Source organism: Bradyrhizobium zhengyangense, from assembly GCF_022012555.1.
In the GTDB taxonomy this organism is placed as follows: domain Bacteria; phylum Pseudomonadota; class Alphaproteobacteria; order Rhizobiales; family Xanthobacteraceae; genus Bradyrhizobium; species Bradyrhizobium zhengyangense.
This window is the reverse complement of the sequence record NZ_JAKLTZ010000044.1, coordinates 1-13003: the sequence shown is the minus strand read 5'-3', so window position 1 is coordinate 13003 and position 13003 is coordinate 1. Positions and strand designations below refer to the sequence as shown.

General features: G+C 62.5%; 23 protein-coding genes and 1 pseudogene. 14 read left to right on the top strand and 10 right to left on the bottom strand.

Annotation, left to right across the window (positions count from 1 at the left end):
• Both L6639_RS42155 and L6639_RS42150 read right to left on the bottom strand, forming a co-directional pair.
• Window positions 1–393, bottom strand: a 393-nt coding sequence (locus L6639_RS42155; protein WP_237867273.1) for a transposase, incomplete at its 3' end; no start/stop codon positions are given.
• Window positions 394–468: 75 nt separating this feature from the next.
• Window positions 469–606: a hypothetical protein gene (locus tag L6639_RS42150; protein WP_237867279.1), complete on the bottom strand. Its 138-nt coding sequence runs from the start codon at window positions 604–606 to the stop codon at window positions 469–471.
• Here L6639_RS42150 and L6639_RS42145 point away from each other — a divergent pair.
• Both L6639_RS42145 and L6639_RS42140 read left to right on the top strand, forming a co-directional pair.
• Complete coding sequence (locus tag L6639_RS42145; RefSeq protein WP_237867277.1) at window positions 541–1014, top strand: MOSC domain-containing protein; 474 nt, start codon at window positions 541–543, stop codon at window positions 1012–1014. The genes L6639_RS42150 and L6639_RS42145 overlap by 66 nt on opposite strands.
• A gap of 17 nt (window positions 1015–1031) precedes the next feature.
• Window positions 1032–1286 carry a hypothetical protein gene (locus L6639_RS42140; RefSeq protein WP_237867271.1) on the top strand — a complete coding sequence of 85 codons (255 nt, stop codon included), beginning with the start codon at window positions 1032–1034 and terminating at the stop codon, window positions 1284–1286.
• A 112-nt stretch (window positions 1287–1398) separates the two neighbouring features.
• Here L6639_RS42140 and L6639_RS42135 read toward each other — a convergent pair whose 3' ends face one another.
• Window positions 1399–1833 (bottom strand): NUDIX hydrolase, encoded by a 435-nt coding sequence (locus L6639_RS42135; protein WP_237867269.1) that lies wholly within the window; start codon window positions 1831–1833, stop codon window positions 1399–1401.
• A gap of 522 nt (window positions 1834–2355) precedes the next feature.
• Here L6639_RS42135 and L6639_RS42130 point away from each other — a divergent pair.
• Window positions 2356–2562, top strand: a complete 207-nt coding sequence (locus L6639_RS42130) for a hypothetical protein (protein ID WP_237867267.1) — start codon at window positions 2356–2358, stop codon at window positions 2560–2562.
• A 125-nt stretch (window positions 2563–2687) separates the two neighbouring features.
• Here the strand turns inward: L6639_RS42130 and L6639_RS42125 are convergent, their stop codons facing one another.
• The 6 genes from L6639_RS42125 to L6639_RS42100 form a co-directional block, all read right to left on the bottom strand.
• The gene (locus L6639_RS42125) at window positions 2688–3152 is read right to left on the bottom strand and encodes a very short patch repair endonuclease (RefSeq protein WP_237867275.1); all 465 of its coding nucleotides are present in this window, start codon (window positions 3150–3152) and stop codon (window positions 2688–2690) included.
• A gap of 925 nt (window positions 3153–4077) precedes the next feature.
• On the bottom strand, window positions 4078–4374 hold the full coding sequence (locus L6639_RS42120) for a hypothetical protein (protein ID WP_237867265.1): 297 nt from the start codon (window positions 4372–4374) through the stop codon (window positions 4078–4080).
• Between the two features lie 70 nt (window positions 4375–4444).
• A complete protein-coding gene (locus L6639_RS42115) occupies window positions 4445–4744 on the bottom strand; it encodes a hypothetical protein (protein ID WP_237867263.1) in 300 nt (99 codons plus the stop codon).
• 46 nt (window positions 4745–4790) lie between these two features.
• Window positions 4791–5210: a hypothetical protein gene (locus L6639_RS42110; protein ID WP_237867260.1), complete on the bottom strand. Its 420-nt coding sequence runs from the start codon at window positions 5208–5210 to the stop codon at window positions 4791–4793.
• On the bottom strand, window positions 5207–5797 hold the full coding sequence (locus L6639_RS42105; protein WP_237867258.1) for a metallophosphoesterase: 591 nt from the start codon (window positions 5795–5797) through the stop codon (window positions 5207–5209). Before L6639_RS42105 ends, L6639_RS42110 begins: the two co-directional genes overlap by 4 nt.
• A gap of 42 nt (window positions 5798–5839) precedes the next feature.
• On the bottom strand, window positions 5840–6100 hold the full coding sequence (locus L6639_RS42100; RefSeq protein ID WP_237867256.1) for a hypothetical protein: 261 nt from the start codon (window positions 6098–6100) through the stop codon (window positions 5840–5842).
• Window positions 6101–6232: 132 nt separating this feature from the next.
• Between L6639_RS42100 and L6639_RS42095 the strand changes: the two genes are divergently transcribed.
• On the top strand, window positions 6233–6526 hold the full coding sequence (locus L6639_RS42095; RefSeq protein ID WP_237867254.1) for a hypothetical protein: 294 nt from the start codon (window positions 6233–6235) through the stop codon (window positions 6524–6526).
• Here the strand turns inward: L6639_RS42095 and L6639_RS42090 are convergent.
• On the bottom strand, window positions 6501–7001 hold the full coding sequence (locus L6639_RS42090) for a hypothetical protein (RefSeq protein ID WP_237867253.1): 501 nt from the start codon (window positions 6999–7001) through the stop codon (window positions 6501–6503). The genes L6639_RS42095 and L6639_RS42090 overlap by 26 nt on opposite strands.
• Window positions 7002–7228: 227 nt before the next feature.
• Here L6639_RS42090 and L6639_RS42085 point away from each other — a divergent pair, with 227 nt between their 5' ends.
• The 10 genes and pseudogenes from L6639_RS42085 to L6639_RS42040 all read left to right on the top strand — a co-directional run.
• Complete coding sequence (locus tag L6639_RS42085; protein WP_237867251.1) at window positions 7229–7408, top strand: hypothetical protein; 180 nt, start codon at window positions 7229–7231, stop codon at window positions 7406–7408.
• A gap of 5 nt (window positions 7409–7413) precedes the next feature.
• On the top strand, window positions 7414–7713 hold the full coding sequence (locus L6639_RS42080; RefSeq protein ID WP_237867250.1) for a hypothetical protein: 300 nt from the start codon (window positions 7414–7416) through the stop codon (window positions 7711–7713).
• The gene (locus L6639_RS42075) at window positions 7713–8006 is read left to right on the top strand and encodes a hypothetical protein (protein WP_237867249.1); all 294 of its coding nucleotides are present in this window, start codon (window positions 7713–7715) and stop codon (window positions 8004–8006) included. The genes L6639_RS42080 and L6639_RS42075 overlap by 1 nt, the downstream gene beginning before the upstream one ends.
• A complete protein-coding gene (locus L6639_RS42070) occupies window positions 8003–8332 on the top strand; it encodes a hypothetical protein (protein WP_237867248.1) in 330 nt (109 codons plus the stop codon). The genes L6639_RS42075 and L6639_RS42070 overlap by 4 nt, the downstream gene beginning before the upstream one ends.
• Before the next feature lie 2 nt (window positions 8333–8334).
• Window positions 8335–8736 (top strand): hypothetical protein, encoded by a 402-nt coding sequence (locus L6639_RS42065; RefSeq protein ID WP_237867247.1) that lies wholly within the window; start codon window positions 8335–8337, stop codon window positions 8734–8736.
• An 8-nt stretch (window positions 8737–8744) separates the two neighbouring features.
• On the top strand, window positions 8745–9083 hold the full coding sequence (locus L6639_RS42060) for a hypothetical protein (protein WP_237867246.1): 339 nt from the start codon (window positions 8745–8747) through the stop codon (window positions 9081–9083).
• Between the two features lie 21 nt (window positions 9084–9104).
• Complete coding sequence (locus tag L6639_RS42055; protein ID WP_237867244.1) at window positions 9105–9401, top strand: hypothetical protein; 297 nt, start codon at window positions 9105–9107, stop codon at window positions 9399–9401.
• Window positions 9398–10036 carry a hypothetical protein gene (locus L6639_RS42050; RefSeq protein ID WP_237867243.1) on the top strand — a complete coding sequence of 213 codons (639 nt, stop codon included), beginning with the start codon at window positions 9398–9400 and terminating at the stop codon, window positions 10034–10036. Before L6639_RS42055 ends, L6639_RS42050 begins: the two co-directional genes overlap by 4 nt.
• 770 nt (window positions 10037–10806) lie before the next feature.
• Window positions 10807–11667 (top strand): tyrosine-type recombinase/integrase, encoded by an 861-nt coding sequence (locus L6639_RS42045; protein WP_237867241.1) that lies wholly within the window; start codon window positions 10807–10809, stop codon window positions 11665–11667.
• A gap of 21 nt (window positions 11668–11688) precedes the next feature.
• Window positions 11689–12858: pseudogene (locus L6639_RS42040) on the top strand (IS91 family transposase); the annotation flags it as partial.
• Between the last annotated feature and the right edge of the window lie 145 nt (window positions 12859–13003).

Below are 13003 nucleotides of genomic sequence, written 5' to 3'. Positions count from 1 at the left end.
CCGGGACAGCTGCTCACCATCAATGGCCGCATCCGTCCGCAGCACGACATCACCGATCGCGATCTCAAGCTTGATCGGCGGAGCAGGAAGCTCCTCCAAAGCACGTTCCACGACCAGCGGAGTGAATGTCGGCGGGGATGCCTCGCACCGCGGCAACATGCCTCGCTGGCGAAACCGCCGTCGCCAATCGTAGATCTGCCAGCGCGTCGCTCCGTGCTTGCGCGCGACCTCGGACACCTGGGCACCGGGCAACAGACTCTCGGCGGCAATCCGAGCTCTCTCAGCTTCCGAACGCACGCGGCGCCCAGACGGTCCTTCAAGAACTTCCAGCCGGCTCACCGACCCCGCCGATGAGCCGTCCAAATAGACGTCCTTTTTGCTGTCCAACCCCATTCCAAACCTCCGTCCAAGCCGGAGGCTTCTTCGCATAGTTGTCCATATCCCGAAGCAAGGGTTCCGGCTAAGCGCTTACTGCCGATTAGCAAAGTCGCTGCAGTCTCGCTCGATGCCACGCATCGCTTTTCGAAGCTCCCGGTGGTCGTGATCAGACTTGTTGCGGGCCACGGCGTCGAAGGCGATGCACACGCCGGTCTTCATGTTCGGCATTGCTATCTCGCCAAGAGGCAGCCGGAACTTCCGAACGCGCGCCAAGTACATCTCATACCTGTTGAGCTGTTCGCGGATTTACTGAGCGGCGGCTACACGGTCGCGGCCGGCCAACTTGGAGAAAACATCCCCTGCTCAGGATTAGAGTTGGAGAACCTGCCTCTTGGAACCCAGTTGCGTGTTGGGACGGACGCAGCGGTCAAATTGACCGGGCTCAGAACGCCATGTGGCTTGGTCGACAGATTTCAGAAGGGATTGAGAAGAGACTTGTTGAGTGCCAAAATGAGCGGTCAACGCTTCCGATGCGGCGTTTTTGGTGTCTTCACAGTCGGTGGCCAGGTCTCGCGGGGAGATCCCATTGTCATTGAGTTACCCGACAAGCCGTGGACGCAACTGCCCGAGCTCTAGTTCAAACGGGAGCCGACATGATTAGCCCGACAGCGGACCTCGGCATCGGCCCATATTACGGCCTCGACTACTTGGCCTCAGGAACTGCCATCGGTGGAATGTATTTCGTTGGCGACAGCAGCAGGAATGGGCCTGCGCTTTATGCGCTTTCGAGCCTGTCGATGATCGGCTTTGCGCTACTCGCAGCAAGTCCGCCGATCCTGATCACAAACGTGATCGCGCTTGCGCTCGCGATCCGCGCGTTTCGACGTTGGTCCACTCATAAAGCATAAAATCCGCTTGCCTGTGCAAAAATAGACGATGGACCACCGGCTGCGGCAGTAGATTTCCGACGCATGCAAGTGGAACCTTTTTCATCGTTACGCGAGGCTCCATCACGCAGGCCTACATGCCCCGCAGCCGCAGGAACGCCTCTACGGCGATTAACGTCATTGGAGTCATCTCAGAGCGGATGCCAGATAATCCCGATGGACGCACGACCACCAAGGTCCCCTCGGTTATCACCAAATCAGCACTGGGAACGTTGCGGGCTACAAACACTTCACCTTTGACGTCTTTAGCGATCTTCTCCGGGTCTGGCCCGTGCAGACCAATGAAGAACTCAAAATCGTCCGCCGGAATGCAGTGGCTGATTTCTTCGTGCACCTCTCTCACAATGCACTGCAGAGGTGTCTCTCCAGGCTCGCGCCGGCCACCAAACAACGCGATTTTGCCAGGATGGACAATCCCCGGGATGTCGTCTCGACGTTGGAGCAGCAACCGACCTGATTGGTCAACCAGAATTGCCGCCGCGAAGTCTCGTAGGGGCTGCTCCACCATTTGGAGGACCTCGATTGCGTGCTTAGCTTGCCGATTTCACGAACCGGGGTTTCCGGAAAGGCAGGGCTGCCCCTATGTGACTCGCGAATGACGTTAAGCTGGCGACGGGCCAAGCGTCTAGCCGATCGCGGAATGGACCATAACATGCAGGCCAGCCAGTCGGAACCGGTCGACTTTGTGTTATCGCATCAGTCGTCACGTCCTTGTTCTATAAGTCGATGTTTGATGTCACAACCGCGAAGGCAAACAGCGCTTCAAACTTCAGAAGGCCGCGACGATCAAGAGGCAGTCAGAATCTGGCTCGTGGGTGGCCCCTTCCTAAAGGTAAACCAACCCTAAAGAGTCGCGGTTAATGAAACTATAAACGGGGGCGCAGCGGTTCGATCACTTTGGCGCTCTGCTCGTCGAGCACAAACCTTCTGCGCGACGGAGCGTATCTCTGCCGGCATCAGGTGGGGTCTGTGGTGGGTCGCATTCACCGGAAACCGCCGCTTCTCAGCCGTAGGCCTTGAGCGCAAGAACTTGGAGCAGGTCGACCAATTCGGCTCGCAACGGCTGGGGCCGCGCCGCCGGGCCGCCGGGGTGATGAAGGGCAAAGCGGAATTCTGGCTCCCGCTACCGCCGGCGGTGCTGGCGGTGGCGAACGGTTCGGTCGAGGAATGGACACGCAAGGTGCGGATCTCGCACGGCGAGATCTCCAGCAAGTGGGTGTTCGCATCCGACTGCTGAATAGATTCGCGCGAACGCGAAGATTTGTCGCATCTGACAATTCAAGCTTGCGTAGGAACTACCCGCGCGAGAACGCGGACATCTATTTCAGCAGTCAGTTCACCCGCGCGAACGCGGCAACATCATCATTCCGCCTGATTGTGGCCGTGCGGCGACATCCATTGTCGGATATATTCGTCAAATCCGCGTGCGATCACGGGTTTGACGGATATATCCGACATCTCTGCCGTGGCGGAGGCCCGATAAACTAGGCGATTTCGATCAGATCGCCGAAAATGCCTAGTATACTGGGCTTTCGCCTCGATCCTCTTGATGCGTTTGGCGATGCCGCGCAGCGCATCGTCCTGATCTGACACTCCCAGATCTCGAAGACTTTCCAACCAAGCGCTTCGAGCGCGGCCTTTGCGCTCGTCGCGCGCTCGGTTGCCTTCCAGCTTCGGGATCCAGAATTCGAGCCTGGACTTCGGCAGCCTGGCGAGCTTGCAGTCGGGGTCCGGATGGCGATGCCAGAAGCAGCCGTGCACGAAGATGGCCACGCGTCGCCCTGGGCGAACGAGATCGGGCCGTCCATCCTTTCGCGTGCAGCCGATATCTCAACCCTGCGGTATGCAGGGCACGGCGGGCGCGCATCTACGGCTTGGTATCGCGGCCGCGCACGCGCGCCATCTGCGCGCTGCGCTCCGGCGATACCTCGGTCTCCGTCTTCGCCACCGGCTTCGTCCGGATCGGGTCCCGGCGCGTCCTCACCGAGCGGCGTCACCCTTGGGCTCCTTGGCCAGGGCGCCTTGCGCGAATCCTTCGAGCATCTTCTCGAGCAGGGCCGCGTGGCTGTCGTGCGGCGGCGTGGCCGCGAGGACTTCGTCGATCTTCGCCTTGATCTCGTCCGACGACTTCGAGTCCTCGAGCTCGCCGTTGAGCGCCCACTATCGACCGGGGTGCACGAGGTCCCACGGCAAGGCGCCTGTTGGCCCGCGTTTTGGCGCTCTCTCCCTGTTTGCTCATGCCCAGGAAGCCCGCGTGTCCGAATTCCAGGGCGGCCAGAACGTCTCGATCAGATGCCGCTCGGCGGCCATGGCGGCGAAGACCAGTCCGGCAGCGGGCATGCTGATACGTTCGGGATGGTAAAGGTGGCAGTCATGTCAGGCCTTCTCGCCGGGCCAGCGGCCCGCGATAGCTGTCGAGGCGGGGGTCCGGCGCGGGGTCGTGGAAGTAAACCGCGGTCCGTCCGAGTTGCGCCTGTCGATGACGAGGACGGTAATACGGTGGCTCCGGATCTTGCAGATGAAGTTATACAGCGGGAGCTCACCATTGCCAGTCGAGACGATCCTATTTCCCTCCGCCACGCAGCGGCTCGCGGTCGAGCAAAGACGAGACCTTCAGGACGACCAATAAGTTCGTTGTCAAGAATACCGTTCGCCGCCGCGCAGATCGCGCCGGCGTCGTCGACCGGGGCCATCATGTCGCGCTGCTCCTTACGGATTCGCCCGCCCCGCTGGCCCTTCACCTTCGGCTTCTTCATCTCGAGGAAGTAGGCCTGGCGGCCGTGGATCCCGAAGATGTCCGGGACACCCGCCGTGACGCCTCCTGCATCGACTTGGCGACCTTCGGGTCGCGCTTGCCGCCGTTGGCGATTGCGAAGCTCACCGCGCCGACCTTGCGCGGCAGGATGTGCTCCTTGAACAGCGCGACCTGGGCGTCGTGCTCCTCGGTCTTCAGCTTCCGCTTCGGCTTGGTCGCAGCCAGCAGTGCGGCCAGGCGGCTCGAAGGACAGCCGGCGCGGTTCAGGACTGCAGAGCGGAAGCGGGCGGGCATCAAGCGGTGACCTGCACCTTCTTCAGCATACGCTTCGCGAGAGCGAGAAAGCCGACGCTGAGGACCCTGCTCAGGTGGACAGCGGCAGCGGCCCGTAGGGAGTCGTAGATTGCTGCCCAGCCATGTCGAGCATGCCGATGACGCCCATCGCGATCAGCCTAACTCCCCCCAAGCCGACCAAGATGATCGGCGTCGTCTCCGCGTCGCTGGGCAGCCTCCTGCCGTTCTGCTGCTGCAGCCATGCCTCGAATGTCGCGGCGTCGACCGGGTGCATGTAGATGTCGGTTTGCACATCCCGGCCGTCCTCGACGGCGATGAAATCGTCGATCTGACCTTGCGCGACCGCCTCGCCGTTCTGCACAACGATCACGTGGCCAGCAGGAAGTCGAGATTGTCCACGGCGAACAGTGTGATGCTCATGCGGCGTTCCTCATGATCTTGTTCCGCTTGATCGTGACGAACTTTAGATGAGCCGTCAGCAAGCTCACCGCCGCACGCGCCGAAACTTTTCCGTCCCTATCGTCCTCGCGGAGCCACGCGGGCACGATCTGGATCGCGTAGATCTCGTCATCAGCTGCCTGCAGGTTGGCAGCGAATTTGACCGGCAGCTTCAAAACGTCGAACTCCGCCCAGATGCGGAGGTGCATCTCGATAAAGCTGGTCAGCCAGATCTGCTGCTTCCTGTCGAGATCAGCCACAACGTCTCTGACCGTGAACGTCTGAACGCTCCAGAACTGAGACTGCTGCAGCCGCTTGAGATGTTTCGCGATCTCGTGGATGCGCTCGATGAGCTCCACGAATTGGAGGTCGTTGATCGGCTCGATCTTCTCGCTCACGGCTGCACTCCATCGACGTCGAAATCATCCCCCGCCTCGGGATCCACGAGCGGCGGCAGCATCGCGAGGTGTGCCTTGATCTGCGACAGCCGCAGCGGCGCGAAGCCCATCACGTCGACCCCGATATCCATGCTCTGGCTGTTGCCTGGCAGGCGGCCGTGGCTGTGGCCATAGAGGTGTAGGGTGCTCGGTTTGCGGATTCCCGGCCACGTTCTGAGTGCAAAATGACACAACACGAGCTTGGTGCTCTCGACCGTGACGCAGGCTAAATCCCGGACACTATCCCAACCGAGATTCAGGGTACCGCTCTCCTCGGTATCGTGATTGCCCCGAATTAGATGTTTGCGGCCCGGCAGAGAATCGAAAAGCTTTTGCAGCGGCTTCGGCTGGGCGCGATGAGCGAAATCGCCAAGCACAATGACATCGTCTGACGACGGATTTCGGACTGTCGACCGCCAAAGTTCAGACATCACTTCCAGCATTTCACGCCCGCTGGAAAAGGGTCTGTTGCACAGGCGGATGATGCCATCCGGCTTATCCGGAGACGCGTGAAAGAAGTGGGGGTCCGCCAAGAAATAGGTGGTCATCGAACGATCTCCAGTCAGGACAACTCAGCCAGCATCGCGAACTTACGCTCCTCGTAGTCCTACTCCGCTTGCGCGAAGTGGACCTGCGCGACGCACCGCTCCACTGACGGATGCGATGCGGACGGAGTCGATTGCAGGCGTCGCGCCGTCGGTCAGCTTGAGAGCTTCGAGAGCCAGCACAGCGGCGTGGACGCGGTCCAGCGCGATCGCCGCCGACATCATGGGCGCGTCGAGCGTCGCATCGAGGATGCGGGGGTGGCGCAGATCGCACTCCAACGCCGGCAGCTGAATCTTCTCGCTCATCGGTAGCCTTCTTCGAAAACGCCGAATCCTTTGCATTCGAAGGACTCGATTAACATTATCTTACATTTTTTATGCTATTGTAGCAACATCTTATGTACTTACAATGTACAGAAGGCGCCAGGAGTAGACGACATGGCCTGTTCCGACTTCCAGATCGACACCAACCCCATCACTGGCGCGGCCCTCGTCGGCGGCGCCGCGATCGCCGGAGCCCTCGCCGCCGGCATCGCCAACTACCGTGCCGCGCAGCTCGCCAACTGGGATCGCTTCGAAGCTGACCAGCTGCGCGACTTCCTGCGCAGCACCGAGCTCTTCAGGGCTCGCGACCAGATCCTGATGGCCCGCGAGATGATGCGGCTCACCAGGGAGAACGAGCGCCTCCACGCGGCGGCGCTCATCGTCAAGGCGCAACGGCTGCCTCGGTAAGAGTAGCGAAGCCCGGGGACATGCGGCAGGGGTCGAGAGGCTCCTGCCGGTTCCACCGTTCGGCGCGCAGCGGCTGCAGCTTCCGGACGCCCGGCATCGGGAAAGTCTCAGAAATGTGGCCATTTACAGCATATTCCGGTGCATCGATGATCGAGAAGCACTCGTCCCGCGTCAGCCCGCGAGCGAACTCCTGCACGCATCGCGGCCAAGTCGTGGGCACCGTCTTTAGCTCGTCGGCGAGCAGGCTCTCCGCCGCCCAGGCGCGCAGCGCGATGGCGATCCTCCGGTAGAGCTCCGTGTTGTCCATCGGTACCTCAGGGATCGTCTCGAGCGGCGGAGCGGGCGGGTCGATCGGCTCTCGCGACGGCGCTCCGCCAGCCCCGAACAGGAATCGCAGGGGCCAGGAAAGCGCGCTGGCAGCGGCGCTCGCGAGAGTTTTGAGCGACGCGATGATGGCAGAAAAGACGGCACGCATGGGTCAGCCTCAGTTGTGTCTAAACGCATCCCACCATGAAGTTCTGCAAGCGCCTAATCGGGCAAGGACTGGACCCGCCTTGACAATGGCCGAATGTTTGTACAACATCTGTTCATCCATCGTACACCTCGCAAAGATTAATTTCGTGAAAAGTTCCTTGCCCACCAGTGTCCCCGACCGTCTCGAGGCGGTCGGCCAGGCGATCTACGGAGAGCTACCGCTCCCGCTTGGCTGCCGGCCTGAACATCCACCGCGCGACGCTGCACGGTTGGATGACGGGTGCCTGGGAGACGCAGCGGGATCTCGACGGCGAGCTCATCGCGCTCATCGACAGGGAGCGCGACGCATGCGCGGAGCGCGCGATCGCGCTGACCGGCATCCGCCATCAGCTGCTGGCGGGTCGCTGATGTTCATGCGCACCCCTCTCCCGCTGATGCGCGGCGCCACCGCCGGCAACCGCCCCTGGACCGCCACCGAGCGCGACAAGCTCGCCGCGCTCTACACCACCGAGCCGCGCCCGTCCGGGAAGACGATTGCGCAACTGCCCGACCGCACCGAGTCCGCTGTCACCACCGAGGCGAGCCGCCTCGGACTCAATGGGCGCGGCATGGAGCTCCGCAAGTGCCTGCCGTGTCAGCGCATGTTCAATTCGGCTAGCAAAGGCGACCGCATCTGCCCGCGTTGCGAGCCCATGGTCGCGGAGTACGCCTGATGACCGCTGAGATCGTCCAGTTCAAACCGAAGCTGAAGCCGCCGACGCCCGGGGAAGCGTCGTTTACCGTGACCGTTGACGGCGCCGATTACCGCGTCGAAAAGCGCTTCGACCCGAACACGGGCTGCGGCTTCGGCAAGATCGCAGACGACAGCGGTCGGTTGCTGATGATGTTCCCGACGAAGTTGTACCCCGACCATTTCGTCGCGCGCATGATCATGTGCTGGCGCAACGGCTACAGCGTCGGCCGCCGCGAGGGACTCCCCGCGAACCTCAAGGTGGACGCGACGTGAAGCGCCCGCCCCCCGAGCCCGTCCCGGGCATCCCCGAAGCGCAGTCGCTGCGCCTGCGGATGGTCTGCACGGCCGTCTACGGCGACGGCGGCTGGCGCGTTCCGCTCGCGCTCGGGCTCGAGATAAGCCTCAACAAGCTCTACCGCCTGCTTCACGACAAGCGGTCGACGGACCCGACGTCGATCGCCGTCTGCATGATCGAGTTGATGGCAGCGGAGCGGCTGCAGAGTGAACGCCGCGTGCGCAAGCTGCGGAAGCTCGAGCGCAAGATGCGTGATCACTTCGAACACGCGGCGGCGGCCAAGGCCGCTCTCGGAAAGGACTGACGATGACGAAGAAGTTCCCGCATCTGCCCCATTGGCAGCTTCTCGAAGGTGTCTACCGCGCGTGCGACGGCTCCGGGTGGCGTGCGGTTGCGGCATCGGAGCTCGGGGTCCCCAAGTCGCAGCTGCGGACGATCTACGGCCGCCCGCTCATCGGCTATGAGCTCGACGCGCTGCACGCCAAGCTCAAGATCTCGGCCGACAGCTACCGTAGCTCCATCGATCGTGAAGTCCTCGCCGGTGTCGCGGCGGCCAAGGCGGCGGTGTGCGACGCGCAGGTTGAACGGCAGGAGGAGTTGAGGCGCCAAGCCGTCGCGGAGAAAGAGAAGCGCGACGCCGAGGAATGGCGCAACAGCGCGGCATGCGGATTCGAGCTTTCGTTCATGGCGGATCTACTGGAAGATTAGGCGGCCTGATGATGACGACGAAATTCCGTTTCCCCCGCCGCGGCGACCGCTTCGGCAAGATGCCGGAGCGCCTGGCTGCCGTTGAGCTCAAGTTCGCCAGCACGGAAGGCGAATTCGATGAAGACGGCCGCCTCCTGCTGACGGGGCCTCTGGCCCCGCCGCCTCGTCCGCCGGCGACCGTTCCGCCGCCGCCCCCGGTTCCGCGCAACGGCATTCCTCCCGTACGGCCGCTCAGCGCGAACGTGGTTCAGCGCCCGCGGCCGAGCTTCCCGATGCACGAACGATCCGAGCAGCCGAAGCCCAGGTCGGCGAAGCCCGAGATCCTCCCCGACGACATCCCCTGGTAGGAACCGGAAGTGCAGCTGAACATGTTCGATCCTCGCCTGACGCCGGCGCGTACGTTCGAGATGCTCAACGATGTCGGTCTGTGCCGTGCTATCGACGCCATGCGCCCGCGCCGTCCCATTGGTGCGGCATGGCCGTACGTCGAACGACTGTGCGAGGTCGAAGGAAAGCCGGCCTGGGCGGTCGATGACGGCGGCAAGCGCTTCGTCGTGGTCAACGGCGTCATCTACATGATGAGCGATCTCAAATTCGCCGAAGCAAGCCTCCGCGATGCCGCCAAGGCGGCGTTCGCCCGCCTTGACGCCGGGGTGTCGGCGTGAAGCTCTATCACGAAGAGCGTTACCGCGCGCGCTTGGAGCAGAACGCGCAATGGCGCTACGCGCAGCTGCTGCTCGGAGACGGCTGGCGTCCGCTGTCGGAATACGTCTACGACCGGAACTATGTCTATGCCGCCGGCATCGGCGGCTGGCACGACAACTTCATTCTATTCGTCGGCCGTGGCGGAAAGTATTCGACTTCCGACTGGTGGCTCCCCCACAATCGCGACGTGCCGTTCCAAGGCTACGTGGAATTCTGGCAGCCTCTGCCGGAAGGCGTCGACCCCTACACGCATGCAGCCGAGATTTTCCCGCCCGTCGAGAAACCGGTCCGCCCGCCGGAGCCCGTCTACGAACCTGGCCTGCCGTCGGTCAAGCTGACGCCTGGGCCGCGCGGTCTGCTGGTCGCAATGCGGGACGGCGCCGTCCTGCACGAGCGCGGCCAGCGCTGGAGCTCCTGGACGCTGCAGCGTCCTGGCGGAGACCGCGAGAAGGTCACCGAACGGCCCCTCAATCCGCTGCGCGAGAACGCGTTCATCGCTCGCAACGGCATGCTGCCGACCGAGCCGGACCGTTGGTACGAGTGCGACTGGCAGGTCACCTCAGCCGGGCGCGCCTGGCTGGCCGCCAACGTCTGACTCCGCTTTGTGCGTTACACTTCGGCGGGTGTAACGGGGGGTGTCGACGATTTTTGCGTTCGCTGGTCGGGCGTCACGACTAACGCTCGGCACCATCGCACGCTATCATGAGCCTCAGACAGCGTGCGATAGATTCGCAACTGGAACTAGGATTGGCACCAATGATAAATCGAAAGGTAAGCTATGGCGCCTTAGCTGCCGTCCCGGCAGATGTAACCTTTACGATACATTCCGACCGTAGGTGCCAGGATTGTTATCTTTACGATACATCCGACAGCCGACCGCCGGCGCTGAAGTGGCGCCTTCGGCAACCAATGATGACAAGAATTGCGGATTAAGGTAGCGCAGGCTCTTGGCGATCTCGTCGGCCAGGCGCTCGACGATGCGGGGTGTCCCGAGGGAATGACGACCAGCTCCGATAGCAGTAGGTGAGGAATGCGCGGCGACAGCTTGTTACGCTTGAGACTTGTTCGAGGTCGTGACCTTATGCGGATGAAGAGTAAACGTGATGCCCAATAGTGACTCGTGCTCCCGCAAATAAAGTGTCGCCCGTGAACAAGCATCCAAGCGCTTGATTGAGAGTCTATTTTTCGGTTGCTCCGGCATTTGAGATTGCAGGGATCGGGGCCTTGAGACCCCAAGACCCTGCAATTTCGTTTGTGGATTGAACGAAGCCGCTGCCGCGGCGTGAGGGGCAAGGTGGCGTAGATCGCCTCCTGGCTGAGAGGATGTGGGTGTTGGAGCCCACCCCCTCAGACAGGAGTATCGAGATGGCCGATTTGAGCCCTCTTCGCCGCCGCATGATCGAAGACATGACCGTCCGCAATCTGTCGCCGGCGACGCAACGATCCTACATCAGCGCGGTTTCGAAGTTCAGCCGCTATTTCGGCAGATCTCCGGATCGGTTGGAGCTAGAAGATGTCCGCGCCTTCCAGGTGCATCTGGTCTCGACCGGCATTTCATGGCCGGCGCTGAACCAGATCGTCTGTGCGCTACGGTTTTTCTATGGCGTCACGCTCGGCGAGGCGCTGATCCCGGAGCGCATTCCCTATGCGCGAGAACCGCGCAAGCTGCCGGTCGTGCTCAGCGCCGACGAAGTGGTTCAGTTCCTCGAGGCCGTGTCCAGCCTGAAGAGCCGGGCCGCGCTCACCACTGCCTATGCGGCCGGGCTCAGGGCCTCGGAGGTTGCGGGGCTGCGGATCGAAGACATCGACAGCGCCCGCGGCGTCATCCAGGTGCGCCACGGCAAGGGGGCGAAGGATCGCAACGTGATGCTGTCGCCCCAGTTGCTGGGCATCCTGCGCACGTACTGGCGGCTCGCCCGGCCGCGGCTTTATCTATTCCCTGGTCGTGACGAAGATCATCCGATCGATCAGACCGTGTTGCACGCCGCCTGTCGGTCGGCGGTGAAGGCTGCGGGCCTGACCAAGCGCGTCACGCTGCACACGCTGCGCCACAGCTTCGCAACGCATCTTCTTGAGAACGGAACCGACATCCGGATCATCCAGGTTCTGCTCGGGCACAACAATTTGTCGTCGACGGCGCGCTACACGCAGGTTGCCACCCATACGATCCGGGCGACGCAGAGCCCGCTCGACCGCCTATCGCTGGAAGTGACGCCATCTGGATGACAGCGCGTCGGGATGCGGGTTATGGCTCGCCCCGACGTCCGCCCACCCAGACCCGCCATCGAGATCGCCAATGTCCTGCGCTGGCATGGCGACGCCTATCGTCGTGACCGTGCCGGTCATCTCGGTCGGGTCGAGCGGCGCGTGATGAGCGCGATCGTGGCGTGCCGGACCGAGGCGCTCGGCGGCCACGTGGAGGCTTGCGACGACTGCGGCACGACACGCGTCGCCTATAATTCTTGCCGCAACCGGCACTGTCCGAAGTGTCAGGGGAGAGCCCGAGCCGCGTGGCTCGCCGCGCGTCAAGCCGACCTGCTGTCGGTCCACTATTTCCACGTCGTTTTCACACTGCCGGCTCCGATCGCCGCGATCGCCTTTCAGAACAAGGCCATCGTTTATGCGATCCTGTTCAAAGCCGCCGCCGAGGCGATGTCGACGCTCGCCGCCAACCCACGCCGGCTCGGTGCCGAGATCGGCATCGTCGCCGTCCTCCATACCTGGGGGCAGGCGCTGACGCACCATCCCCACGTCCACTGCGTCGTGCCGGGCGGCGGCCTCTCGCCCGATGGCGCGCGCTGGATCGCCAGCCGACCAAACTTTTTCCTGGCCATCAAACCGCTCGCTCGGCTGTTCAGACGCCTGTTCCTCGAACGTCTGACCGCCGCCTTCGACGCTGGCATCCTGAACTTCTTCAGCGATCTCGCATCCCTGGCCGAGCCTGCCGCCTTCGCAGCTCACCTCGTCGCCATGCGGCGCATTAGCTGGGTTGTCTACACCAAGCGGCCGTTCGGCGGCCCTGCGCAGGTGCTGGACTATCTCGGCCGCTATACCCATCGCGTTGCAATCACCAACAGCCGGCTCGTCGCCCTCGACCAGGATCACGTCGCCTTTAGCTGGAAGGACTACCGCCAGAACGGCGCGACAAAGATCATGAAGCTCAAGCCCGACGAGTTCATCCGCCGCTTCCTTCTTCGCACGCTGCCCGATGGCTTCCATCGCATCCGCCACTTCGGCTTCATGGCCAACGGCCATCGCGCTGCCAAACTCGCCCTTTGCCGCAAACTTCTCGATCGTGAGCGGACAGCGCCAAACGATGGCGAGCCATCGCCTGTGGATTCAGACGCTCTGACGTGGGCCAAGGCTCCCGCCTGTCCTGATTGTGGTGGCGTCATGCGCATCATCGAGCGCTTTCGACACAGCTTCAGTCGTTCCGGCGCTCCAACCCAATCGTACCTGCGGATTCCGACGAAGTCGCCCAGGCATACCGATATGAAGTCGCCCGTGGATTCCGAGACGATGTCGCCCACCTTTCCGATTTGATCTCGCCCAGCGGCGAGGC